This is a genomic window from Bradyrhizobium sp. USDA 3240 (assembly GCF_054063295.1).
The window spans coordinates 7,762,701-7,786,504 of record NZ_JBSSGD010000002.1 but is presented as its reverse complement, the minus strand read 5'-3'; the positions used below and the strand labels follow the sequence as shown (position 1 = coordinate 7,786,504).

Genomic DNA, 23,804 nt, shown 5'->3' with positions numbered 1-23,804 from the left:
GCCCTACCCTGTCGCCGGCTCATAATCGGGGCGCAGCGTTTGACTTACTTTACATGTAAACGTATGCTATCGCATATTTATGGAGGGTGCAATGGCTGAACGGTCTTTTGCTCGTGAGGTCGAGGATCTCCGGCTCGGCGCCGGCGACACCTTCCGCGGCGAAGGCATCCTCGCCATCACCAAGGCGCTTCTGCAATCCGGCGTTGCCTATGTCGGCGGCTATCAGGGCTCGCCGATCTCGCATTTGATGGACGTGCTGGCCGACGCCAAGGACGTGCTCGACGATCTCGGCGTCGTGTTCCAGAGCTCTGCGAATGAAGCGGCGGCAGCCGCAATGCTGTCGGCCTCCGTGATGTATCCGCTGCGCGGCGCGGTGGCGTGGAAGTCGACGGTCGGCACCAATGTCGCCTCCGACGCGCTGGCCAATCTCGCCTCCGGCGGCGTCACCGGCGGCACGATGATCATCGTCGGCGAGGATTACGGCGAAGGCTCCTCGATCATGCAGGAGCGCACCCATGCCTTTGCGATGAAATCGCAGATCTGGCTGCTCGATCCCCGTCCTGACCATGAATGCATCGTCAATTTGATCGAGAAGGGTTTTGAGCTCTCGGAGGTCTCGAACACCCCTGTCATGCTGGAGGTGCGCGTCCGCGCCTGTCACATGCGCGGCAGCTTTGCCTGCAAGGACAACGTCAAGCCCGCCCACACCATCAAGGACGCCCTGAACAATCCGAAGCGCGACGTCGGCCGCATCGTGCTGCCGCCGGCGTCCTACGAGCATGAGCAGGAGAAGATCAAGACACGGATGCCTGCGGCGATCAACTTCGTCCGCGACAACAGGCTGAACGAATGGATGGGGCCGAAGCAGGGCAAGGTCGGCATCATCATGCAGGGCGGGATGTACAACAACGTCATCCGCGCACTGCAATATCTCGGGCTGTCGGATGCCTACGGCAATACGCAGGTCCCGCTTTACGTCATGAACGTCACCTACCCCGTGATCGACACCGAGGTCGCCGAATTCTGCCTCGACAAGGACGCCGTCCTGATCGTCGAGGAAGGCCAGCCGGAATATCTGGAGCAGGCAATCAACACCGTGCTGCGCCGCAGGGATATCCAGGCGCGCATCCACGGCAAGGACGTGCTGCCGATGGGTGGCGACTACACCGCGCAGGTGCTGCTCGGTGGCATCAGAGAATTCATCGAGAAGACCGAGCCGCGGCTGCTCGGCAATCGGCCGCCGGCGCCAGACGCGAGCCCCGTGCTCAACCACCCCGAGATCGAGAAGCTGAAGCATGTCGTGCCGGCGCGTCCGCCGGGGCTTTGCACCGGCTGTCCGGAGCGGCCGATCTTCGCCGCCATGAAGCTGGTCGAAAGCGAGCTCGGCGAGCACCACGTCTCCGCCGACATCGGCTGTCACCTGTTCTCGATCCTGCCGCCGTTCAACATCGGCACGACGACCATGGGTTTTGGCCTCGGCCCGGCCTCGACCTCGGCGTTCAACGTCAAGGCCGACAAGCGCTCGATCGCCGTGATGGGCGACGGCGGCTTCTGGCACAACGGGCTGACCAGCGGCATCGGCAACGCCGTCTTCAACAAGCATGACGGCGTCTTCATCATCGTCGACAATTACTACACCTCGGCGACCGGCGGTCAGGACATCCTGTCGTCGCGTGCGACGAGCAAGCGGCGAAACACCAACAACTCGATCGTGCAGGCCGTGAAGGGCATCGGCGGCCAATGGGTCCGGCAGATCGACCGCACCTACGATGTCGGCCGGATGCGCGACACGCTGAAGGAGGCGCTGACGACCAAGGAACAAGGCCCGAAGGTCATCGTCGCGTCCTCCGAATGCATGCTGAACAAGCAGCGCCGCGTGAAGCCGCAGATCAGCAAGGCGATCAAGGACGGCGTTCGCACCGTGAAGGAACGCTTCGGCGTCGACGAGGACGTCTGCACCGGCGACCACGCCTGCATCCGCCTCTCCGGCTGCCCGTCGCTCTCGGTCAAGCAGCTCGACGACCCATTGCGCGACGATCCCGTCGCGGCGATCGACAATTCCTGCGTCGGGTGCGGCAATTGCGGCGAGGTCGCGGACGCCGCGGTGCTGTGTCCCTCGTTCTATCGCGCCGACGTCATTCATAATCCGACCGGCTGGGACAAGTTCAAGTCGAAGGTCGCCATGGCCGTGATCGGCTGGCTGCAACGGCGGCGCGATCGCCGGCGTCCGGCGCTCGGGGCGTTAGCATGAGAGACGAGACGGTCCAGCTGGCGCTTCCTGCCGCAGGTGGCGCGACCGAGCGGCCGATCTCGATCGCGATCGTCGCGATGGGTGGCCAGGGCGGCGGCGTCCTCACCGACTGGATCGTCCAGCTCGCCGAGAACCATGGCTGGGTCGCGCAGTCGACGTCGGTGCCCGGCGTCGCCCAGCGCACCGGCGCCACGATCTACTACATCGAGGCGATGCCGCCGCTCGACGGCCGCAAGCCGATCCTGTCGCTGATGCCGACGCCCGGCGACGTCGACGTGGTGATGGCGGCGGAGTTCATGGAGGCCGGCCGCTCGATCCTGCGCGGCCTGGTGACGCCGGACCGCACCACGCTGATTGCATCCAATCACCGGACGTTCGCGATCGGCGAGAAGATCGCGCCGGGCAATGGCATCGCCGACGGGGGCGCGGTGACCGGCGCCATCGGGGTCGCCGCCAAGACCGAGATCATCTTTGACATGAACGCACTGGCGATCGCCAACGGCAGCGTGATCTCGGCCGCGATGTTCGGCGCGCTCGCCGGCGCCGGCGTGCTCAGCTTCAGCCGCGAGAGCTATCTCGACGTCATCCGCGCCGGCGATAAAGGCGCACAGGCCAGCGTCCGCGCGTTCGAGGCCGCGTTCGACCGGGTGCAGTCGAAATCTCCGGACCCGGCGCCGCCGGTGCAATCGGAGGTGGCCGACACTGCTTCCTCCCCGGCCGCGCTGGATCCCCGTCTTGCCGGCCTCGCCGCCCGACTGACGCAGGAATTGCCCGATGCCGTGCAGGCCATGGGCCGCGCCGGGCTGAAGAAGGTCGTCGATTTCCAGGACGTCGCCTACGGCGGCGAATATCTCGACATCCTCGGCAAGCTCCACGCCGCCGATCGCAGCTCCGGAGGCGCCGAACGAAACTTCGCCTTCACCGAGGCCGCCGCAAAATATCTCGCCAACGCCATGAGCTATGATGACGTCATCCGCGTTGCCGACCTCAAGACCAGATCCAGCCGCCGTGCGCGGATCGAGGGCGCGCTCGAATTGTCCGAGGGCCAGGTGCTGCAGACCACCGAGTTCATGCATCCCCGCATGGAAGAGGTCATGGGCATGCTCCCGGTGGGCCTTGGCCGCTGGCTTGGCGCCAGGCCGCGCCTCGTCGGCTGGCTCGACCGCCGGGTCAACAAGGGACGCCGGGTACGGACCTACTCGCTGCTGTCGTTCGTCGCGCTCTATGTCGTCGGCGGACTTCGCGGCATGCGCCGGCGCTCGCTGCGTCACGCCATCGAGACCGCCCATCGGGACCAATGGCTGACGGCCGCGACCGAGGCCGTTCGAGCAAACTATCAGTTGGGCGTCGAGATCCTGCAATGCCGGCGCCTCGTCAAAGGTTATTCCGACACCCACAGCCGCGGCCTGTCGAAATTCGACAAGACGCTGGCCGCGATCAAGCTGGTCGCACCGCGCGACGATGCCGCCGACTGGGCGCGCCGACTGCGGGAAGCCGCGCTGAAGGACAGCGCGGGCAAGGAGCTCGACGGCGTGATCCAGACCATCAAGAGTTTTGCATGATGCCGGCAGCCCTCAAGGAGAGCACGGCTGCCGTATTCGGGCAGATCGAAACCCGGCTGTGGCTGCAATTGCTGTCGCTGCATGGCGAACTGTTTGCGTCGCTGAATTCCATGCTGAGCTCGGAGTTCGGCTTGTCGCTGGCCAAGTTCGACGTGCTGGCGCAGCTCGACCGTTACCGCGACGGAATGGCGCTCGGGCAGTTGTCGCAGAACCTGAAAGTGTCCGGCGGCAACGTCTCAGGCCTGGTGCAGCGCCTGCTGGCCGACGACCTGATCAGCAAGGAAATGTCGAGCGAGGACCGCCGGTCGTTCATCGTGCGCCTGACGCCAAAAGGCGAAGCGCTGTTCAGGAAGGCGGCTGACGTGCACAAGCGGCACCTCAGCGAACGGCTCGAATGTATCCCCGCCCCGGAGCTGGAGGCTGCACTGTCGGTGCTGCGGTCCCTCTCCTCGAAACTCGGCAGCGAAAGCAAGAAGCAGGGTCGCAAGAGATAATGGCCAAAGACTCCAGAAGCAGATGGAAATCCGGTCCACCGCGGACACGGGACCAGCTGCAAAGCTATATTCCCTATCTCTTCAACCGGCTCGCCAATCGCTGGAACCTGGATCAGAACCGCGATCTCAGCGAGCACAACATCAACAACGTCGTGTTCCGGACGCTGTCGGTCCTGTTCATCTACAAGACCCTGACCGTCAACGAGATCGCCGTTCTGGCCGTCACCGAGCAGTCGACCGCGAGCCGCATGGTCGAGTCGATGGTGTCATCGGGCCTCGTCAAGCGCGAGATCGCCGAGGAAGACCAGCGCCGCCGCGTCGTCGGATTGACGGCGGACGGTGAGGCCCTGCTGCGCAAGATCTGGCCGATCATGGAGAGCAACTACGACCGGCTGACCGTCGGGATCGATCCCGACGAGATCGAGGTGTGCGCCCGCGTGCTGGCCAAGATGGTCGAGAACATCCGCCAGAATCAGATCTGATCGGTACCCGATCAGGGACTGAGGCCGGCAAGGCTGGTGCCGCCGCAGACATAGAGCACCTGTCCGGTCACGAAGTCCGAGCGCTCATCGAGGAAGAAGCGGATCGCGTGCGCTACGTCCTCGCGTGTGCCGAGCCGCCCAACCGCAACGTTGCGCGCCATCCGCTCCTGCTGCTCGGAGTCCTTCGGGACGACGCCCCAGAAATTGTCGGTCAGGATCGGACCCGGCGCGACCACGTTCACCGTGATCCCGCTCGAAGCCAGCTCCAGCGCCCATGTCCGGGCCATGCCGTGCACGCCGGCCTTGGTCGCGGAATAGGCCGAGCGCGTCGTCGCGCCCATGGCGGCGCGCGAGCTCACGAACACGATCCGCCCGAACCGTCGCGATCGCATCCCTTCCATCGCCGCCTGGGTCAGCAGCATCGGTGCGGCGAGATGCAACTGCGCCAGCGTCAGGATGTCTTCCGGCTTGGCATCGGCGAGCAGGTTCGGCAGGATGACGCCGGCATTGTGCACGAGGCAGTCGACCGCATGATCCCGGCAGATCTCCTCGGCAATGGCCCTGGTCTCGGCCATGCTGGTCAAATCAGCGCGATAGGCCGCGAGCAGGTCGTGGGTCCAGTCCGGCTTCTCGAGGCCGACCGAGACAACCCGCTGCCCTTCGCCGACGAGCTTCTTCGCCAGCGCCTCCCCGATGCCGGAATTGCCTCCGGTGATGAGTGTGGTGCGCCTCTGGCTCATGATCACTCCTGCCGCCGCTTGAGGTCGCGAAGATCGAAGAACGCGCCATCGCGCATCAGTCTCGCGACGAACTCCTTCAACCCGGCGCGCTGGATCTTCTCGGTCGCGGTCAGCGGCAGTTGATCGACGAACGAGATCCAGCCCGGCGCCTTGTAATAGGCCATCTGCTCGAGGCTCCAGCGCACAATGTCCTCGGCCAGCGCGCGGTCTGCCCCCGGATTCTCAGCTATGATGACGGCCGCGACCTCGTCGCCGCGCACCTGATCGGGTGTCGCCGCGACCGCGGCCTGCCGGATCGCGGGATGGCGGTTGAGCACGGATTCGACCTCGACCGCGGCGATGTTCTCGCCGGAGCGGCGGATCACGTTCTTCTTGCGATCGACGAAATGCAGATCGCCGTCGGCATCGCGCGACACGATATCGCCGGTATGCAGCCATGCGTCCTTCCAGGCCTCGGCGGTGGCCTCCGGATTCTTCAGGTACTCCTTGAAGAAGCCGTAACGAGGATCATCCCCCGCCCGCCGCACCAAGAGCTCGCCCGGCGCTCCCACCGGCGCGTCGTCGCCGCCGTCGCCAACGATCCGCACTTCGACTTCGGGCGCCGGACGACCGAAACAGCTCGTGCCGACCTTGCGCGGCTCGACATTGGCGGCGATCACGCCGCCGCTTCCGGTCTCGGTCATCGCCCAGGCCTCGAGCAGCGGAAAGCCGAAGCGCTCTTCGAACGGCGCATGCAGCAGCCTGTCGACGCCGGCGCCGAAGCCGAACCGCACGGTGTGCGCACGGTCTTCATCCGCCGGCGGCGCGCTCATCAGCATCGAGGGCATGACGCCGAGATAATGCAGGCAGGTCGCCCGGCTGTCGCGCACCGATTTCCACCAGGTCCGCGGATGGAAGCGATCGAGCATCGTCAGGCTGCCGCCGACCGACAGCATCGCCATCACCGACACCGCCATCGCGTTCATGTGAAACAGCGGCAGCGGCGTGAGCATGCGCACCCCATCACCGCTGAGATCGATCAACCCGCCGACGTCGCGATACCAGTCTCCGGAGTACAGGAAGTAGGTGTTGGTCAGCACGCAACCCTTGGGCTGGCCCGTCGTCCCCGAGGTATAGAGCAGCGCGCATTCGCTGGCACCGTCGCCGGCGTCCGCTGGGCGCGCGCCGCCGAACGGGGCCGGAATCTCGCCGCCGTCGGTCGCCACCGGAATGGGCCGGCCGGCCTGCCGCGCCGCCGTCTCGACCTCGTCGCGCCGCCTGGCGAGCACGAATGCGGCATTCATCTCGGAATGCGCGATGATGTATTCGAGCTCGCTGACCCGCAGATCCGGGTTGATCGGCACCACGGACACACCGAGCGCGTTCAACGCGAACCACAGCTCGACGAACACCGGCCTGTTCTGCAGCAGCAGCCCGACCCGATGGCCTTTGCCGTAGCCGCGGTCAGCGAACGCCGCGCGCCAGCGCTCGACCCGCTCCGACATGGCACGGTACGAGATTTCCCCGGCCGCGATGCCGTAGATCTCGGCCGTCTCGGGCAGCACGTTGAGGAAGCCGGCTTCTCCCCGCTGGAGGGCGATCTCGCGGAAGCGGGCGTAGACAGTAGTCGCTGTGGTCAAGGCGCACTCACATGAAAAGCTGGATATTGCCGAACGGCGCGTCGAAATTCACGAGATCGATGCGCTTGAGCTTGATCTTGAGTTCATCGCCGACCTGAACGAGATCGTGCGACGCCCATCCCGAAAAGCGTTCCAGCGTGTCGCCGCGCGTCTCGGTGTAGATAAAGGACGTCTTTGCCTTGAAGATGCCGGCCGCCGGGTCGCAGGCCAGGATCTGCGGCGCCTGAAGCAGATGATGGCAGCGGCTCTTCGGCTTCTGGCTGAAGGTGCGTTCGCCGGCCAGTCGCTCGATCCGCACCTTCATCAGCATCAGATCTTCGTACATCAGCGACGGCTGCAGCACCGGATCCTGCTGCTGCCATTCCAGCGACATCCAGTAGCGCCCCTCGGGGTGGAACAGGTCAAGCCACGCCTGCCATTGCATGGTGTCGAGCAGGTCGGCTTCCCGATAGATGAAATCGGTGATGGTCTTTTCGCTGATCATTCCGCGGCCTCGACGCCCTGGTCCATGTCCATGGTCATGAATTTGGCCCAGGCATGAAACTGGTTCCGCATCTGGCGCTCCGACGTGCCGTTGATGACCGCGGTGACGTCGGGCTCCTCGTTGCTCTCGTAGAGCCGGCGCAGATTGACCCATTGATTACCGTTTGTTTTCAACCCTTCCTGGGCCCGCTCATACATTTCGAGATCGTCGTGCCCGACGATCGAGGTCGGCGCGTTGATGAAGCGATTGTACATCAGCGCACGCTCATAGAGCTTGTCGGGTGCGCCGACCAGACGATAGACCCAACTCTCCACCAGCGTCCTGTCCACCGCGATCGGGATGAAATTGCGCAGGATCTGCACCGCGCCCTTGACCATGATGTTCGGGAAATAGACGGTGTTGTGCCGGACCTCACGCAGAATCTCGTGCGCCCGCGTCTCGCCATAGGCCGCGACCATCTGGCCGAGATAGCCCTCGACGTCCGAATAGTTCGAATGGATGGAATTGGCGACGCCGGTATGGCCGTGGCCGTTGGGCCAAATCCGGATGCCGCTCTGCTCGTAGAATTCGTACGGGCTCATGAAGGGACCATAGAGCTGCACGGCCATCGGCTTCTCCGTGGAGTCGCCCTGTTCGCGCTGCCAGACCCTGATGGCGGTGCCGGCCGAGCTCTCATGCGCCACCATGGGATGGCAGGTGTCGGTCTGGTTCTCGACCAGCATCTTCCAATTGCAGGTGTGCATGTAGCGGATCGGTGCGGCTTCGACGGCCAGTCTCCCCTCCGGCGAGCGGTCGGCCATGTTGTCGATGGTCGAGAGGCTTTCGCCAAAATAGTCTTCGAAGCCGACGCCGCTTTCGCTGAGGCGCGCGAAGATGAAATCCCGGTAGACGACGACGTTCTTGATCCGCGACAGCCCGCCGCTCGCCTGGGTGTCGGTAAATCCGGTGCCCTCATAGCCCTTCTTCAGCGGGATCGCGAGCAGCGAGCCGTCGGTCTTGAACGACCAGGCATGATAGGGACAGCGGAAGAACTTTCCGGTGTTGCCGCACGGCTCGGAGGCGATCTTGACGCCCTTGTGCGGACAGCGATTGTAGAACAGGTGGATCGAACCGTCGGTATGGCGGCTGGCCACCACCGGCTGCCGGCCGATATTGGCGGTGATGAAATCGCCGGCCTTCGACAACTGGCTGGCATGCCCGACATAGATCCAGCTGTTGGGAAACAGATGCTCCATCTCGAGCTCGAACACCTCGGGATCGATATAGACGTCGCGATGCACCTCGGCGTCGCGCACAAGCCCGCCGATCGCGCGGGCATCCTTTCCGTATTTCGCCATGGCGCCTCTTGCCTCCTCTCAGAGATCCAACACCAGCCGGTCCGACTTCGCACGCGACACGCAGATCTGCATGACCTTGTTGGACGCCTTCTCGTCGTCGCTGAGAATGACGTCACGATGATCGGGCAGACCTGCGATCACGCCGCACTGGCAGATACCGCAATCGCCCCGCCGGCAATCATAGAGCACATCGAGCCCTGCCGCTTCCAGCGCCTCGATGATGCTCTGATCGGTCGCGACCGTGATGACCTGCCCGGTCGACTTGAGCTCGACCTCGAACGGCCTGTTCGGGGAGCCGGACTGCTCCGCCTTGAACAGCTCGAAATGGATGCGGTCGGCTGGGATGCCCCTGGCGAGCGCCGCCGCCTTCACCGCGTCAATCATGCCGGCAGGCCCGCAGACATAGACGTGGGCATCTGCGGGCGCATCGCCAAGCGCTGCCGCGATGTCGAGGCGGGACGCATCGATGTCGTAATGAACCGCCAAACCGTCTGAACAGATTGCCTGCAACTGCGGCAGGAACGCCAGCAGCCCGGGCATGCGTCCGGCATAGTGCAGGCGAAATGAGGTTCGCTGCGCCTTGAGCACCGCCGCCATGGACAGGATCGGCGTGACGCCGATGCCACCGGCAAACAGCAACGCCGGCGCGGCGCCCTCATGAAGACCGAAATTGTTGACCGGCGCGGTCGCTCTGACGACGTCGCCAACCTGAAGCGCATGCATGAATTGCGAGCCGCCGGCTGACGTTTCCTCGCGCAATACCCCGAGCGCCACAGTGCCTTCGGGCAAGTCCGGCAATGCCATCAGAGAGTACGGCCGGTCTCCTCTGCCCGGCAGCAACACACGAATGTGCGCGCCCGCTTGCCACGCCGGCACGGCACCGCCCTCCACACCGAACACGACGCTGCGAATGACAGGCGTCTCCGCAACGATCGACTGCACCTTGAGCTTGAGCGGATGCGCGTCCATTCGGGCATCTCATATTATATGAATTTGCATATTTTTATACATGTAATAATTGCCTGTCAATCGTCAGGATGGCGGTCGCGGATCCGGTCATACCGTCGCGTCGCGCGGCTTGAGGGCGAGATCCGCGGCGGGCACTTGGCCTTGTGGTTGGGAGAATGATCGCGTGGACGCGCGAACCCTGGGAGGAACGCCGTTTCTGCTTTACCGATGAGGCGCTACGAAGGAATGCTGAAAATGGCAAGGCCATCAGCGTAGAGGCCAGAAGCCGATCACACCGCTATCATCTTCCACCGGATGGACTGAAGACCCACTGCTCAGAAGAATTACTTAGAAAGACCCTAGGGACACTTTGAACGGAAGCCGTATTTTCCTCCGTCATCCGCGAACCCGGCCCCCGGCCCGCTTAGCTTGGCAGAGCTTCGTTTTCGCACCTGGACCCAATCTCGGAGGTCGCCACATGATGCAAGACCACGTCTGGTACGTCTCCTTCGTTGATCAACGCGATGCTCCACCCGACAGGCACGCGCGACGGACTGCGACCTTCAAATCCGAACAGGAAGCAAAGCAGTTCACCAGGACGCTGGCGCAGGACCAGAGAGTGAAGAGCCTTTCGGCCGGAACGATCAATCCGCACCAGCCAAAACGGGTCGTCGGATCCAGAGAAATCGGCCGGTGGCTCGGCGACATTTAGGACCGCCGTGCCGCGGACGCCAACCTCCGATGTCAGGCTGGGTGATCGGCCAGACGCTCTTCGGGTCTGAAGCCAATTGCGGTCAGTGCGAATGTTGCCGAGCGCTATCGCTTCAGCTTCCGCAGCAAGCTCACGACATTGATGCGACCACGTCCAGCATCACCTCCGTCGCGCCGCCGGCAATGGAGAGGATGCGAGCGTCGCGCGATATGCGCTCAATCGGGCTCTCCCGCATGACGCCCATGGCTCCGTGGAACTGGACGCATGTATACACCACCTCGTTGACGAGTTCGCCGCAGATGGCCTTCAACATCGAGATCTCGCGCATGCAGTCGTCGTCCGCCGCCATGCGCCAAGCGGTGGCATAGAGAAGCGCGCGGCTTGCCTCAACCTTCGCAGAAAGCATCGCAAGACGTTGCCGGATCGCCTGCATGTCCCAAAGGACGCCTCCGAACGCGGGGCGCGTTTTCACGTAAGTGAGGGTCATATCGATCGCCGCCTCGGCCATCCCTGTCGCCATGGCGGCCAGGACAAGGCGCTCGTTCTGCAAGTTGCGCATGATGGAGTAGAAGCCTTGTCCCTCCGCGCCGAGCACGTTCTCGGCAGGAATGCGGCAACCGTCGAAGACGAGCTCGGCCGTGTCGGAGGAGCGCCAGCCGAGTTTGTCCAGCTCGCGAGCCACGCTGAAGCCCGGCGTGCCCTTCTCGACTAGGAACATCGTGATCCCGTTGCTCCCTGCCGCGGAATCAGTCTTGGCCGCAACACAGTAGAGATCCGCGCAGACGCCGTTAGTGATATATAGTTTCGTACCATCGAGCACGTAGGAGTCGCCGTCTCGGCGCGCGCGCGTGCGGATGGCCTTCACATCCGAGCCCGCATCCGGCTCCGTGATGGCGATCGCGGTGATCACCTCGCCGCTCACAATGCCCGGCATCCAGCGAGCCCGTTGGGATTTGGTTCCGTCGTGAAAGACATAGCTGGAAGCCATCTCGGCCTGGACCAGCATTGCGTCTGCGGCGCCGCCATAGGTGGAGCGCCCGAGTTCCTCTGCAAAGACCGTCGATGCGACTGCGTCCATCTCGGCACCACCGTACTCGGCCGGATAGCGGATGCCGAAGAAGCCGAGTTCGCCCATGCGACGCAGGACCGGACGCGGAATGCCCCCCTCCTCCTCCCAGCGATCTGCACAGGGCTTGATCTCCTCCTCGACAAAGCGGCGGACCTGGTCCCGCAAGAGCTCATATTCCGCAGCCGCCCAAGGCAGCCCCGGCTCTTGCTCCGGTACCCACGCTTTGTCCATCATCTTCGTCCGTTCTATGAGTCCAGCACTCAAGGTCCAGATCGTATCGGCGCCCTGAGAACCGCTTGCGGCCCTGCCAATAGACTAGAGCACTTTCGGTTCTGATTGAATCAGAACCGAAGCTCCAGCTTCTTGTTTTGACGCGTCTTCTTCACGCGAACCGGTACCCACTTCGCTCGAAAACGCTCTACAGTTCGATTTCTTCTCGCGGTCCGCCCGAGGGTGAAGCAGCCTTGGAATCGGCCACCCAGCGCATCCCGTCGATCACTTCCGCCAGTTCGGCCACTGTCGGGCGCTCGAACAGGTTGCGAAGCTGCACGTCGACGCCGAAGATCTTTCGCATGCGCGCCACCGCTCTCACGACCAGGAGCGACTCCCCGCCAAGGTCGAAGAAGTTGTCGTGGCGTCCGATCGACTTGATCTTGAGAAGACTGCACCACAGGGCGGCCAAGGTCTTCTCGGTCTCCGTTGACGGGGCAGCGAACTTGTGTGCCGGCTGAATGCTGTCCGCCGTCGGCTCGGGAAGCGAGGCGCGGTCGATCTTGCCGTTGGACGTGAGCGGCATGCGTTCGAGGCAGACATAGTGCGTCGGAACCATGGACTCCAGGAGTTCTTCGGCAAGGTGGGCGCGTAGCTCCGCCACGGTCAGCGGTTTCGAGGAGACATAGTAGGCTACGAGTCGCGTGATTGCGCCATCTTCCGCATTCCCCACCGGAGAGGAAATGGCAACGACAGCGCATTCCTGAACGTGGGGCTGCTTGAGAAGCCGCGCTTCGATCTCGCCCAGCTCGATACGCGTGCCACCAACCTTCACCTGATGATCGACGCGACCGAGAAATTCCAGGCGTCCTTCCGAGGACCAGCGGGCAAGATCGCCCGTCTTGTACAGCCGCAGCCTCGAAAAGCCATCTCGGGGATCTGTAGCCGTGCGGAAACGCTCTTCAGTCAGATCGGGGCGATTGAAATAGCCTCTCGCGAGACCATCGCCTGCGATGAACATCTCACCGATGACGTTGGGGCCGGTCGGCTGATATTCCTTGCTGAGAACGTAAATTCCCGCATTGGCGGCCGGAACGCCGATCGGCACCGACGCTGATTGATCCTGGTCTACGTCAAACCGATGAATCATGCAGCCCACTGTGGCTTCGGTTGGTCCGTACTCGTTGTAGATCTCAACAGGATGAGGGATGGCTTTCGTGATGTCGCGAGCCAGCTCGGTCTTGAAGTCCTCGCCGCCCACAATGAACTTGCGCAATCTCGTCGACGCAAGATCGCGGTCGCGGATCATCGCGAGATGCGCCGGCGTCAGCTTGATGATATCGACGGCATTGTCGTCCACGACCTTGAGCACGACCATGTTGCTCAACCCGGGATCACCAAGATAGACCACGATTCGGCCACCGGTAATGAGTGGCGCGAAAAGTGTTGTGACGGTCAGGTCGAAGGCGAGAGATGAGAAAAGTGGCCATGCGAGAGGCTGGCCGGAACTGTACACCCGCGCGGCCCACCAGATGTAGTTCACAAGGCAGCGGTGCTCGATCTCGACGCCCTTGGGCGTGCCGGTCGAGCCTGAGGTGAAGATGATATAGGCGATGCCCTCCGACGTCGCGGCGGACGGTCGGGCCGAGCCCGGCTGATTCAGGATCGAAGCGAAATCGGCGTCGAGCACGAAAATGTCGGCAAGCTCCGGCGAGATGACCGATTGCAGACGTGCCTGAGTGATGACCACCGGCGTTTGCTCACCGGTCCCGCTGGAAATGTCTTTCAGGATTGTAGCAATGCGCCCTTTCGGCGTCGCCGCATCGATTGGCACATAGGCTGCGCCGGCTTTGAGGACGCCCAGGATCGCGACAACGACCTCGATGGAGTGTTCCATGAAGACAACGATGATCCGACCTGGGCCCACGCCCTTTGAGCCCAGATACGCGGCCACCTGGTTGGAGCGTTCGTCGAGCTGCCGGTATGTCAGCATTGCATCGCCAAAGCGGATCGCTTCAGCATCAGGACTGAGCATCACTTGATCATGGAAAAGATCGATAATTGTCCTGTCCGACGGGTAATGCGCGGACGTGGTGTTGTACTCGACGACCCGCGCCCGATAATCGGCATCTTGCAGCGGAGGAAACGCCACGCTCTCCGCCACGATAGGTAGGACTTCATTCATGAAATGCGCTCCCATCCGGCAAGCTTAAAAATCGGATCACGTCAATCTCCGAGCTTCTGCGTTGCCCGGCGATAGAGCTCTGCGACGGCAGGTGCGTCAGGCTCTTCCAGCATCGAGACTTCGTCGCAGTCCTCGGGGCCGAAATGGAATTCGGCATCGGGCGCCACGAGCCGCCATCGATGAGGCGCTGCGCCCGATCGCAGCCAGGCCCTGTTCGGAAGGAAGATGCACACGCGGCCTGAGTACGGAGTCGGAGTGTACCGCCGAAATGCCGCCATCGCCGTGGATTTGAGCAGAGCTCTGCTGGCCAGCACCGGATCTGTCGTGACAGGCTCCTTGCGAACGAGGGGCATGAAGGCGCGCTCGCGAAGGCGATTGCCAAAATATCGGAGACGAGCGCCAAATGTCGGCAACTGCGCCATCGATCTCCGGACCGATCGGATCGTCCCCCAGGCAGTGAAGTACAGCAGACGCAGCAGTTCCTGATGGGTGGCGGGGTGAAGAGGACCAAACAGAGCGACGCAATGAACGTCCGCTCCGCGCTTTGTGAGGATTTTGGCCAATTCGAAGGCTGTTGGACCGCCGGAGCAGTAACCAGCGATGATGTACGGACCGACCGGCTGATACTGAACGATCTGGCGAGCGAAGTACTCGGCGATATCTTCGACGCGGTCCATCGGCTCGCTCTGCCCGTCGAAGCCAGGCGGTTGAAGTGCGTAGAACGGTTGATCGCCGCCCAGGTGCTTCGACAGGTCCGAGAATGAGAAGGGTGCTCCGACATGCCCCGGTACAGCGTAGATTGGTGTGCGTGATCCGCGCGACTGCAAGGGAATGATTGCAGGCTGTTGCGTGTCCGTGGCGGTGGCCATGTTCAGAAAGGCGATGATCTCACCCTTTCGCCCCTGCAATTGATCGCGAAGCTCCGCCGTCATCGCGCCGGCCGGGGCGCTGCACCGGAGCCGATCGCCCTCTACCCAGACCTTGATGTCCTTGACCGCGAGGTCTGCGAGCAGTTCCGAAAACTGCGTCACGCGCGCTTGCATCGGTTATTCCCGTATTCTCGACTACGACCGCGAGGTGTCTCAAACAAGCGCGGCTTGGAGTGAACTTGCGTGCCCTTCCAGCAAGTTGGCCGGGCTCCCGCTATCCTCAGTGAATGATTACATCGCGGACGCTCCAGTCCGGACGACCATTCATTTCCGAACAACCACGCTCCCGAGATACCCCGTTTTAGGTATGAAACTTCGGACAACCCAATCCCTTTCGTCCGAGGAACTGGGGTATCCCAAGCCGCATCCCAGGCCCTTGGAAATAGCCTCCAGCCGGGTCCAACGCCGGAAGAAGCCTTCCAGCCGGTCGCCCGGACCGAGGGCAGCATAAGACTCGTAGTCGGAGGCGGAAAAGCACAGCGCAGCGATCTCGTCCGCTTCGGGCACGGGGAGTACTGCCTCGATGTCCACTCCGACCTCTCGCCCGGTCGAGAGGGCGACGACTGCCACGTCTCCGGATCGAGAGACGCTGAAGTGCAAATTGCGCGAAGGCATGCGGTGAGAGAGCTGGGGCTTACCCAGCGGTCCATATTCCAGCTCGACATCGGACGGCGAGATTCCCAACCTGGAAGCGAGGATCTGGCGCAGCTGACCACGGCAAGCAATAAAGCGGCGGCGATCCCGCTCCGACTTCAACCCTTCAGCGCGTCTGCGTTCCGCTTCGCTGAGGAAGGCGCCTATCCCACGCACGACCTCCTGCTTCACATCGAGCATGCATGCGAGAACCTCCAAGCAGTCATCCTCGAGAACCGGCACTACGATCCCTGCCCTCGGCTCAACTCCTTCATCAAGGAAGCTCGGAAAGGACGCTGCTGGCTCCACAAGTGTCTGACTGACGTCGCATTCGGCGGGCGGCAACAATCGAGGCCCCGAGCAGGCCAACGCAACGTGAAAATTCTGGCTCAAAGCCAACGCCCCACGAGCCCCGCCCGCGCCGGAAAATCGGGTAAGGTCGAGCTCAGGCCAGTCAAGCGTCATACCTGGATTCCGATCGCAGGAGCGCTCGTGCGCACCGGAGCATTCCTTCTGGAGCGGCGGCTCCCGTTCACGCGGATTTCTTCGATTGAACAATCACGTAAGCGCGAAGACAAGGAGCCCTGATGGATATTTAGATGTATGGACGGCTACATCAAAAGACCTAGGCCCCCTGTCATTCATACGCTTTGGCTTCCTGCCTAATTGTCGCGCTGACGGAGTTCGCGTGCCGCCTCGATCAGTGTCTGTCTTGGGCTATGTCTGTCTTGGGCTAGTCACGCCGGAAAGACTCGATCGATCTCGACATGGCCCATTTGGGGCATGCCCTGGGACAAAGCGTGCTCGCGAGGGAGCAGTTGCGATGCGATGGCCGTTGAATGGCGCCATCGCCGGTCAAGCACAAACCAATGCGGTGAAGCTGTGCTTGCGGTCACCGGTCATCCAATACACCGTGCACCCAAGCGCCAGGTCGGTTGATATCGTCCTAAGTCAAAGAGGTTGGTGCTAATCGGAAGGCAAGCCGCTTTGCCCTGCGTATGAGACCGCGAGCGTAGCCAGAGCTGTCCTGTTGCCGATCTCGAGCTTGCGAAAGATGTGGTGGAGATGAACCTTGATGGTGCCGTCAGCTACCTTCAAACGACGGCCAATCTCCTTGTTTGACAATCCCTCCGATACCAGGCGCATGATCTGACGCTCCCGGTCCGTCAGTACGGCAAGATGCTTCTCTAAAATCGCGGACTGCCCAGAAGAGATAGAGACCTCGCTCGAAGGCGCAGGCAGCATCCTGTGGCCGTCGGCGACCTGCCGCAATGTCTGCAGAAGAGTTTCGGGCTCCTCGTCATGCAGGATAACGCCAAAGGCGCCCACTTCCGCCAACATGGTGAGGTCGCGATCCTCAACGGAGGTTGCGAGGAAGATGAGCCGGACAGCAGGAGTCTGGAAATTTGCGATATCGAGCAATGCCTGCCCAAAAATGTCAGGCATCGATATGTCCAAAATGGCGATATCGGGCACGAGCGCGCGAATTGCATTTAGGCAAGACGCACTATCGCTGCATCGAGCAGCAACCCTGAAATCAAGCTCTGCTTCCAGCAGACAGTTCAGACCCAGTAAAACAACGGGATATCTGCTAGCAATGACCACACGACTGAAATGCATTTCCCGCCAATCCTCAGTCCCCCCAGTTCAAATCGGCACCCAATATCGCTCCAAGCTACTTCACTTTGAGGCATTCAAGTCAAATTTTCTCATCGTGGGTATGCCGAAATCCGGCAGTTTTACAATCTTAAATAGCATCATGGTATCGACGTCGCCCTGAGCGAGCGCCATTCGACAAGTCTCCGGAACCCAAAGCCCGTCAAAACACGGGGATAATATTACGGGCGACATTCCAAGGACTGTCTATAACCAACGGTATATAGGGATATTGGGGATTAGCATCTAATATTAGTAAATCTTTTGACGCATGCTCAGGGCTTTTTCGCCCCAGACTTCAGTCCAAGCGACCGGAATCTGAAGAAGCAATTTCAATGCGTCGCGATGTTTTGGCTTGGCAAGCCATTCAAGAAACGAGTCGGATTAAACCGATGAGCCTGTTTCATATTTTGTAGCGTCCAGGAGAGTTCCATGAGACGACAATATTCTTTTTCTATTGTGCTTGGTGGCGAAAACAGTCTTCGGAAAGAGGGTCTCGCCAGAATTCTAAACTCCGAAAATTTTCAAGTCTTTGCTTCAATCTCCGATGTTGACGATTTGCCTGGCAAGGTCAATGTCGGAAGCGCTGCAACCTGTCCGCCACTGTTCCTGGTGGTTCACAGCGGCGATGATTTCGGACCCACAATCGAGCAGATCGAGTGTTGTTTTCAAGCGCCGTCACGCGGACGGACGCATTGCCGTCGTTGCAGATCACTACCGACTGAGCGAGTTGACTGCGGCTATCCGAGCCGGCGTCACCGGCTATTTCATCGACGTGATGAACTGCGATGCGTTCATCAAGTCCATCGAGCTCGTCATGATGGGCGGAACGGTGTTTCCGACCGATTTCCTGACGTCCGCTCTTGATATCGAAAAGCGCGACGCGGACGGTGTCCCTCCACGCCTCGATGACAGTCATGCCGTGACGGGCGCGGACAACAGGCTCGCACAGCAGCTTTCGCCGCGAGAAATCTCCATTCTCCAGTGTCTGATCGAAGGCGATTCCAACAAGTGCATCGCGCGCAAGATCGACATCGCGGAAGCGACGGTGAAGGTTCACATCAAGGCGATCCTCCGCAAGATTCGTGTTCAGAACAGAACACAGGCGGCGATCTGGGGGCTGAACCATCGACCTACAGCTCGGCCATCAAACGGGCCGACGACGTACCCGGCCGCTGACGCAACCGAACGCCTCCTCCCGCCAAGACGAGAACTTCCGAAAATCGCGAGGACAGGCCGGCCCGCGCCGATCGGTTCAATCGACCATGCGGTAAACTACTTCGAAGTGCCTCTTGCGAACGGCCACGCCCGCAAGGATATCGGTTCGAAGGCCGAAGGGGCGATCCGACTGCGGAAATAGCCGAAATCGGTTCGGCCACCCACCGCGAAGCTTTCGGCCGGACATCTCGAGCCGGAGTTCGTGCCGCATCGACGGATGCGGCACCCATCGATGTGGCGATCGGCACCGTTGGTGCCGGCCGCTTTGGTCTCAGCGCAAACGCTTGACGCGGACGTTGCCAGGACAACTGCCAATACCTGGTGATCGTGCGCGGGCAGACGCGGAATGGAAATGGAATCAGAATGATCCTGTTGACCGGAGGCGCCGGCTATATCGGGTCACACATCGCGGTCGCCCTACTCGACTCCGGGCTGGATGTCGTTGCGGTCGACAATCTCTGCAACAGCAATCGTGCATCGCTCGAACGGGTGCAGGCCATCTGCGGGCGATCGCTCGTATTCCGGCACATCGATATCTGCGACGAGGCGGCGATTTACGAGATCCTGCGCACGCACGGCGTGACCGCGGTCGTTCACCTCGCCGGGCTCAAGGCGGTCGGTGAGTCCAGCGCTCAACCCATGACGTACTACCAAAACAACGTTGTTGGGACGATGCGGCTGGTGTCGGCGATGTCGCGCGCCGCTGTGAAAACACTGGTCTTCAGTTCCTCCGCAACGGTTTATGGCACGCCCGCATACCTGCCGCTGGACGAGAAGCATCCCGTAGGCCCAATAAATCCGTATGGCCGCACAAAGTATTTCGTCGAGGAGATTCTGAGGGATCTCCATGGGTCCGACGGCGATTGGCGGATCGCCATCCTGCGCTATTTCAATCCGGTCGGCGCCCACGAAAGCGGGCTCATCGGAGAAGACCCGCTCGGCGTGCCCAACAATCTGTTGCCGCTCGTGGCGCAGGTCGCCATCGGGCGACGTGAGAAGCTGCATGTTTGGGGAGATGACTACGATACTCCGGATGGCACCGGCATCCGCGACTTCATCCATGTCGTCGATCTTGCATCCGGACATCTGAGCGCCTTGCGCGAGCTGAGGCAACCCGGCGTTGTCACCATCAATCTCGGAACGGGAAGCGGCAGCAGCGTCTTGGAGGTGATCAAGACATTCGAGACCGTGAGTGGCCGGCCAGTTCCGTACGTGATCGACCAACGCAGGGGCGGTGATGTCGCGACCTGTTACGCGGATCCGACACTCGCCAAAAATCTGCTGGGCTGGACCTCACAGCGATCGCTCACACAGATGTGCACAGATCATTGGCGGTGGCAGAAGCAGAACCCGACTGGCTATCGCAGCAGCTAGACGGCAAGCGACGGTTCGGCCGGATGGTCGGACTGCCCTCACCTCCTCCAGGCGCGCGACAGCGGCCTGATGGAGGCAGCCAATGGCCACAAACAACATTTCCGGGGGAATTGTCTGTCCGACGACAAGAACGAGCCAGCGAGCGCCGCAGGCGCGACTACGCCATCTCGGAATTGAGCCGTAGCTTACCTCGTGATTTAGGCCAGACCTGTCCAGCCGCCGGCCCTTGGCCTGATCCGCCGCAGATCATGTGCGCGTCGAGGCCAAGATGCCTCATTTTGAATTCCGGCGTGTTTCGATGAGTTCGCAAACGACGCTGCACGACCACGCTGCGCCGGTGAAGCGATTGATGACTATTGCAGTGCTGAGGCCTGAACTCGACACTGAATAGACGCCGCCGCTCAGAAGCCCCGCGATTACGATCGCGAGTGCGATGATAGCCAGTCGATCCACAGTCCTCTCCAGGGATGCTCCAGGTCAACAGCGAGGTTTGACTGCTTTCGGGAAGTTTTGCTGACCTAATATGCGGTACTCATTTTGGTAATCGAAGATCACGTACTGAAAGGACGCCGAACAACGCGGTGGGACCGCTGGGAAAAGCGCTTCACTTGCTGCGTGTCGCCCGCCAATATTTTGCTTCGATATCGCCTTAGGCCCTTGCTGTTTCGCCTCGCGAAAAACTGAACAACGCTTCAAGGACCGCTCGTGCCGGCACGACCACCGGTTCAGGCGCAGCTACTTTGTAAGCGGATCCCGGGAAGGCGCTCGCAGACCAATGGAGCCACTCTCGAACATTCGAGCCCGTCAGGACGGGCGGATCGACATCGAGGAGATCAACGGCCCAATGCTTCGCTAGAACGAAGTGACACAGGCCGAACCTCGGGCCGGCCTGGGGTACGCAAAAAGATCACGCGGCTCGAATGCCGCGAGAGCGGGTCTCACATGCGAACCCGTTCGGCCAAGGACGACCGATTTGCCCGAGGTGTCACGTAGGAGAACGGGCCTCGCGCAGATGAACCCTGCGCGGACCGGCAGTCCTTTAGCTCTGAGGCTTGGTCAGGAACGAGTTCTGTGTCCAGGCAGAGCCACTCATGGCTACAGCGATCATACCGCCATTGGCCCCACCCGAGCTACCCGCCAGATACTGGTTCAGCAGCGCATAGCTGTTGCCTGCCTGAGACGCGGCGGCCGAGCCTTGATCTCCCCACCAATTGGTCGTCTGCGGCGCGGCGGTCGCCAGCCCATCGGTGTCAAATCCGAAACGCGAAAAATCCAGGCTTGGCAGGCTTGCTGCGCTTGCGCTGGCTGCTGGCGCCGACCAACCGGACGCCGATGTCGGCGCCAGTCCCATCGCTCCCATCGCTCCCATGGCGCCTAGGACGCTGGGGTCGGTCGTCGTGACAGTCGCCGCCGGGCTGACTACCGCGGTCGCAGGTGAAGTGGTGGCCTGCGTCATAGCCGGCGAGACAATGGTGGTCGGGGTGGTGGTCGCAGTTGGGGTGGTGGTTGGGTCGGTCGTGGTGCCCGTGGTTGGCTGTGTCGGAGTTGATGGCGACGTGACGGTCGCTGACGATCCCGTCAACAGCGTCATGTTTCGGTAATCGACGGCGACGGTCTCGGGCGCCGTCGACCGATAGATTCCGTATTCCCAATTGGTCGCCTGCCCGTAGCCCAAGGGGCCGCTGTAGTTCACGACCTGTGTCCCGTTGATCGAGACCTTCAAATAGCCGCCACCGGTGTTCGAAACGTCGGCCTGTATTTGAATGTTGTTGTACACACCCGTCTGGATCGGATTGGGGTCAGTCCAGAGCGTGAGCATCTGCACATTGCCGGCCCCGTTGCTCGGGTTCTGACCCGGCTGGACATATCTGGCGACAACCTGCAGATGATTGCCGACAAGCTGGATCGCAAACGGCGGCGAGGTGCCCACCCCGCTCGCGTTATCATCATTGTGCATCTGTCCGACGATGAACCAGCCATCTGCCGTATTCGTAAATGACCCGTTGGCGCCATTTGCCTCCACCATGAACTGATAGTTCAGGCTGAGCGGAGTGCCGCCGGCAATGTTGCCCGCGCCCGAAACCTCGGAGCGGTCGACAGACGAGCTGTCGTACCAGGCATGGTCGCCCTGCCGGACCTGGAAGCGCAGGGTTTGCGCGTCAGGACTGGTCAGGCTGTAGCTCGTGCTCGCATCCTGCACGCCGTAGACGTCGCCCCCGATCGAAAACCTCGTCATCGGTGTGGAAGAAAACGATGTAATTGTCCCGGTCGTATCCAATTCAGACCTCCGTGGGTCGCAGAGATTGTTCTCTTTTGACGCTTACAAGGGAATTCCACTGCCGCGCATCACGAAGGCGCGCGACATACCACGCGCTCGCAACGCCTTGCGTCACGAGCGGATTTCCAATGTATCGCGGTAACCGCAAACACATTCTGTTGCAGTGGGATTGCCCCCCGACTGCTAAACTCGATTTGGTTAATTAGGGAGTATGGCAAAAAAAATGAGCTAGCATGGCGACAATGAGAAGCCCGGCTGATGCCTGCCGTTAGGCAAAAATTCCGGGGATAACCGAGCGGCCCGAGCATTTCCCGCGGTGGCCGGAGCCAGCGCTGAAGCAAGCTCCACGCACTGCCATGTCGGGGCCGTGATCGCCTTGGAATAACGTCGGCCGCGACATGTCGTGTCGCGGTGGTGTCCCCTCGCCGACGGTCGTACGCCAGCATCGCAGGGTTAGCCGGGGCCGAAAATCATATACAGCAACATCGTGCCAACAACGGCTGTCCAGCCGATCGAAGCGGCAACGGCCCACACCTGTAGCGGCATCGGACGGTCCTTTGCAATTCAATGAAGCAAAACGAAGAGGCCGCTGGCGCTGGACAGCGACCTCTTGGACCCGATTTCAAATGAACGTCTTGGAAATAAAATCGCCGCCGGAGGTCCGTCATGATTAGACGACGAATTGGCAGCGACGGGAAGCCCAACCAGCCCCATACCCAGCGAAACTGTTGAGACGTTGCGAGATCGACACACTATCTGCAACGAACTCCATCGCTCGACGCATCTTGGACCAAGGCAGGCGCAAGTGGCGCTCAAGTCGGCATGAAAACGCCAACTCCCGCCTCGGAATGGCCTCGGACGTCCTCCCGGGGACTTCCGCAAAAGCTGTGCGTTGCCAGGCGATTCGCAATTTGTCCCATTTGGCGCCCTCTTGGCGCCGTGTTGGCGTCTCAGAATACCGTGCTCCGGGGGAGCTTTTACGCTCGGTTAAGGCTTGGAATCGTAAGTTCCGGGTGGGGACCTTTCGAGGGAAAGCGCATGGGACAGTTACGCCAACGCGTGGTTCAGAGAGATACACTCGAAGCACGGCTTGCAGAGCGAGCTAGCGAGCTTCGGAACGAGGCCGCAGCTCTGGCCCCGTGTGCAGCCAAGGAAGCGCTGATCAAGCTCGCCCGGTACGCAGAGACAAGTGCCCATTTGAGCGGGAGACTGTCCTCGCCGGGACTAATGCCCAATTGAATGTCGGAAGCCAATACTGGGACCGCTGAGCAAGGCCGCCTTTTTTGGCGGCCTTCTTCATTTGGTTTCGCCCAGTACTCTTTGAGCTCGTGATCTCGACGATCATCTCGCCACCTTCCTTGATGCCTGCTTCTGCAAGGCATGGGCGACGAGCCAGATCGATTCCAGGTCGATCCCCTCCGGCCGCTGCTCCGCCGAAAAGAAACAGCCCCGATCTGGGCGATAGACCGGGGCCGTTACCAGGGTGCGAGGCTTGGGCCTGAACTCACCCCGTCGGAGTTACACGGGGTTTTGTTGTTGCAATGATGGTGCGCCAATGGCCCAATCCGCTCCTGCAAGTGGCCTTACTTGGACAGCACCGACCGGGGCGCTGTGCCTATTTCA

At 61.5% G+C, this 23,804-nt stretch carries 18 protein-coding genes; 7 read left to right on the top strand and 11 right to left on the bottom strand.

All coding sequences use genetic code 11. The annotated features are described in order from the left end of the window. The first annotated feature begins 91 nt into the window (after positions 1-91). The 4 genes from ACVIGA_RS37145 to ACVIGA_RS37130 are packed head-to-tail and all read left to right on the top strand — an operon-like array spanning position 92 to position 4,789. Complete coding sequence (locus ACVIGA_RS37145; protein WP_456669921.1) at positions 92-2,251, top strand: thiamine pyrophosphate-dependent enzyme; 2,160 nt, start codon at positions 92-94, stop codon at positions 2,249-2,251. Then, positions 2,248-3,813 carry an indolepyruvate oxidoreductase subunit beta family protein gene (locus ACVIGA_RS37140; RefSeq protein ID WP_456669920.1) on the top strand — a complete coding sequence of 522 codons (1,566 nt, stop codon included), beginning with the start codon at positions 2,248-2,250 and terminating at the stop codon, positions 3,811-3,813. The genes ACVIGA_RS37145 and ACVIGA_RS37140 overlap by 4 nt, the downstream gene beginning before the upstream one ends. Further along, positions 3,810-4,307 carry a MarR family winged helix-turn-helix transcriptional regulator gene (locus ACVIGA_RS37135; RefSeq protein WP_456669919.1) on the top strand — a complete coding sequence of 166 codons (498 nt, stop codon included), beginning with the start codon at positions 3,810-3,812 and terminating at the stop codon, positions 4,305-4,307. Before ACVIGA_RS37140 ends, ACVIGA_RS37135 begins: the two co-directional genes overlap by 4 nt. Next, on the top strand, positions 4,307-4,789 hold the full coding sequence (locus ACVIGA_RS37130; RefSeq protein ID WP_342722744.1) for a MarR family winged helix-turn-helix transcriptional regulator: 483 nt from the start codon (positions 4,307-4,309) through the stop codon (positions 4,787-4,789). Before ACVIGA_RS37135 ends, ACVIGA_RS37130 begins: the two co-directional genes overlap by 1 nt. An 11-nt stretch (positions 4,790-4,800) precedes the next feature. Here the strand turns inward: ACVIGA_RS37130 and ACVIGA_RS37125 are convergent, their stop codons facing one another. From ACVIGA_RS37125 to ACVIGA_RS37105, 5 genes are read right to left on the bottom strand one after another with little or no spacing between them, the layout of a single operon-like run. Continuing rightward, positions 4,801-5,529, bottom strand: a complete 729-nt coding sequence (locus ACVIGA_RS37125; protein ID WP_456669918.1) for an SDR family NAD(P)-dependent oxidoreductase — start codon at positions 5,527-5,529, stop codon at positions 4,801-4,803. Between the two features lie 2 nt (positions 5,530-5,531). After that, on the bottom strand, positions 5,532-7,148 hold the full coding sequence (locus ACVIGA_RS37120; RefSeq protein ID WP_456669917.1) for an ATP-dependent acyl-CoA ligase: 1,617 nt from the start codon (positions 7,146-7,148) through the stop codon (positions 5,532-5,534). 7 nt (positions 7,149-7,155) lie between these two features. Continuing rightward, positions 7,156-7,632 carry an aromatic-ring-hydroxylating dioxygenase subunit beta gene (locus tag ACVIGA_RS37115; RefSeq protein WP_456669916.1) on the bottom strand — a complete coding sequence of 159 codons (477 nt, stop codon included), beginning with the start codon at positions 7,630-7,632 and terminating at the stop codon, positions 7,156-7,158. Then, on the bottom strand, positions 7,629-8,969 hold the full coding sequence (locus tag ACVIGA_RS37110) for an aromatic ring-hydroxylating dioxygenase subunit alpha (protein ID WP_456669915.1): 1,341 nt from the start codon (positions 8,967-8,969) through the stop codon (positions 7,629-7,631). Before ACVIGA_RS37110 ends, ACVIGA_RS37115 begins: the two co-directional genes overlap by 4 nt. An 18-nt stretch (positions 8,970-8,987) precedes the next feature. Beyond that, positions 8,988-9,938: a PDR/VanB family oxidoreductase gene (locus ACVIGA_RS37105; protein WP_456669914.1), complete on the bottom strand. Its 951-nt coding sequence runs from the start codon at positions 9,936-9,938 to the stop codon at positions 8,988-8,990. Positions 9,939-10,395: 457 nt separating this feature from the next. Between ACVIGA_RS37105 and ACVIGA_RS37100 the strand changes: the two genes are divergently transcribed. Further along, positions 10,396-10,629, top strand: a complete 234-nt coding sequence (locus tag ACVIGA_RS37100) for a hypothetical protein (RefSeq protein WP_223973824.1) — start codon at positions 10,396-10,398, stop codon at positions 10,627-10,629. 130 nt (positions 10,630-10,759) lie between these two features. Here the strand turns inward: ACVIGA_RS37100 and ACVIGA_RS37095 are convergent, their stop codons facing one another. The 5 genes from ACVIGA_RS37095 to ACVIGA_RS37075 all read right to left on the bottom strand — a co-directional run bounded on the left by ACVIGA_RS37095 (position 10,760) and on the right by ACVIGA_RS37075 (position 17,275). Then, on the bottom strand, positions 10,760-11,929 hold the full coding sequence (locus ACVIGA_RS37095; RefSeq protein ID WP_456669913.1) for an acyl-CoA dehydrogenase family protein: 1,170 nt from the start codon (positions 11,927-11,929) through the stop codon (positions 10,760-10,762). Positions 11,930-12,116: 187 nt separating this feature from the next. Continuing rightward, entirely contained in the window at positions 12,117-14,093 is a 1,977-nt protein-coding gene (locus ACVIGA_RS37090; protein WP_456669912.1) for a non-ribosomal peptide synthetase, read from the bottom strand. A 41-nt stretch (positions 14,094-14,134) separates the two neighbouring features. Continuing rightward, positions 14,135-15,136 (bottom strand): thioesterase domain-containing protein, encoded by a 1,002-nt coding sequence (locus ACVIGA_RS37085; protein WP_456669911.1) that lies wholly within the window; start codon positions 15,134-15,136, stop codon positions 14,135-14,137. Between the two features lie 150 nt (positions 15,137-15,286). Next, on the bottom strand, positions 15,287-15,856 hold the full coding sequence (locus ACVIGA_RS37080; protein WP_456669910.1) for a 4'-phosphopantetheinyl transferase family protein: 570 nt from the start codon (positions 15,854-15,856) through the stop codon (positions 15,287-15,289). Positions 15,857-16,621: 765 nt separating this feature from the next. Next, complete coding sequence (locus tag ACVIGA_RS37075) at positions 16,622-17,275, bottom strand: LuxR C-terminal-related transcriptional regulator (RefSeq protein ID WP_456669909.1); 654 nt, start codon at positions 17,273-17,275, stop codon at positions 16,622-16,624. 610 nt (positions 17,276-17,885) lie between these two features. On the opposite strand from ACVIGA_RS37075, the gene ACVIGA_RS37070 reads away from it, so the two are divergent. Both ACVIGA_RS37070 and galE read left to right on the top strand, forming a co-directional pair. Next, on the top strand, positions 17,886-18,671 hold the full coding sequence (locus ACVIGA_RS37070; RefSeq protein ID WP_456669908.1) for a LuxR C-terminal-related transcriptional regulator: 786 nt from the start codon (positions 17,886-17,888) through the stop codon (positions 18,669-18,671). A gap of 221 nt (positions 18,672-18,892) precedes the next feature. After that, positions 18,893-19,903 carry a UDP-glucose 4-epimerase GalE gene (gene galE, locus ACVIGA_RS37065; RefSeq protein ID WP_456669907.1) on the top strand — a complete coding sequence of 337 codons (1,011 nt, stop codon included), beginning with the start codon at positions 18,893-18,895 and terminating at the stop codon, positions 19,901-19,903. Positions 19,904-20,942: 1,039 nt separating this feature from the next. Here galE and ACVIGA_RS37060 read toward each other — a convergent pair. Next, positions 20,943-22,181 carry a heparin lyase I family protein gene (locus ACVIGA_RS37060; RefSeq protein WP_456669906.1) on the bottom strand — a complete coding sequence of 413 codons (1,239 nt, stop codon included), beginning with the start codon at positions 22,179-22,181 and terminating at the stop codon, positions 20,943-20,945. Positions 22,182-23,804: the final 1,623 nt, after the last annotated feature.

Coding starts and splice junctions, on each gene's coding strand:
- ACVIGA_RS37090 (WP_456669912.1), bottom strand. CDS start 14,093: ATGAATGAAGTCCTACCTATCGTGGCGGAGAGCGTGGCGTTTCCTCCG.
- ACVIGA_RS37095 (WP_456669913.1), bottom strand. CDS start 11,929: ATGGACAAAGCGTGGGTACCGGAGCAAGAGCCGGGGCTGCCTTGGGCG.
- ACVIGA_RS37080 (WP_456669910.1), bottom strand. CDS start 15,856: ATGCTCGATGTGAAGCAGGAGGTCGTGCGTGGGATAGGCGCCTTCCTC.
- ACVIGA_RS37085 (WP_456669911.1), bottom strand. CDS start 15,136: ATGCAAGCGCGCGTGACGCAGTTTTCGGAACTGCTCGCAGACCTCGCG.
- ACVIGA_RS37135 (WP_456669919.1), top strand. CDS start 3,810: ATGATGCCGGCAGCCCTCAAGGAGAGCACGGCTGCCGTATTCGGGCAG.
- ACVIGA_RS37100 (WP_223973824.1), top strand. CDS start 10,396: ATGATGCAAGACCACGTCTGGTACGTCTCCTTCGTTGATCAACGCGAT.
- galE (WP_456669907.1), top strand. CDS start 18,893: ATGATCCTGTTGACCGGAGGCGCCGGCTATATCGGGTCACACATCGCG.
- ACVIGA_RS37140 (WP_456669920.1), top strand. CDS start 2,248: ATGAGAGACGAGACGGTCCAGCTGGCGCTTCCTGCCGCAGGTGGCGCG.
- ACVIGA_RS37105 (WP_456669914.1), bottom strand. CDS start 9,938: ATGGACGCGCATCCGCTCAAGCTCAAGGTGCAGTCGATCGTTGCGGAG.
- ACVIGA_RS37130 (WP_342722744.1), top strand. CDS start 4,307: ATGGCCAAAGACTCCAGAAGCAGATGGAAATCCGGTCCACCGCGGACA.
- ACVIGA_RS37070 (WP_456669908.1), top strand. CDS start 17,886: ATGTCGGAAGCGCTGCAACCTGTCCGCCACTGTTCCTGGTGGTTCACA.
- ACVIGA_RS37145 (WP_456669921.1), top strand. CDS start 92: ATGGCTGAACGGTCTTTTGCTCGTGAGGTCGAGGATCTCCGGCTCGGC.
- ACVIGA_RS37125 (WP_456669918.1), bottom strand. CDS start 5,529: ATGAGCCAGAGGCGCACCACACTCATCACCGGAGGCAATTCCGGCATC.
- ACVIGA_RS37075 (WP_456669909.1), bottom strand. CDS start 17,275: ATGCATTTCAGTCGTGTGGTCATTGCTAGCAGATATCCCGTTGTTTTA.
- ACVIGA_RS37115 (WP_456669916.1), bottom strand. CDS start 7,632: ATGATCAGCGAAAAGACCATCACCGATTTCATCTATCGGGAAGCCGAC.
- ACVIGA_RS37110 (WP_456669915.1), bottom strand. CDS start 8,969: ATGGCGAAATACGGAAAGGATGCCCGCGCGATCGGCGGGCTTGTGCGC.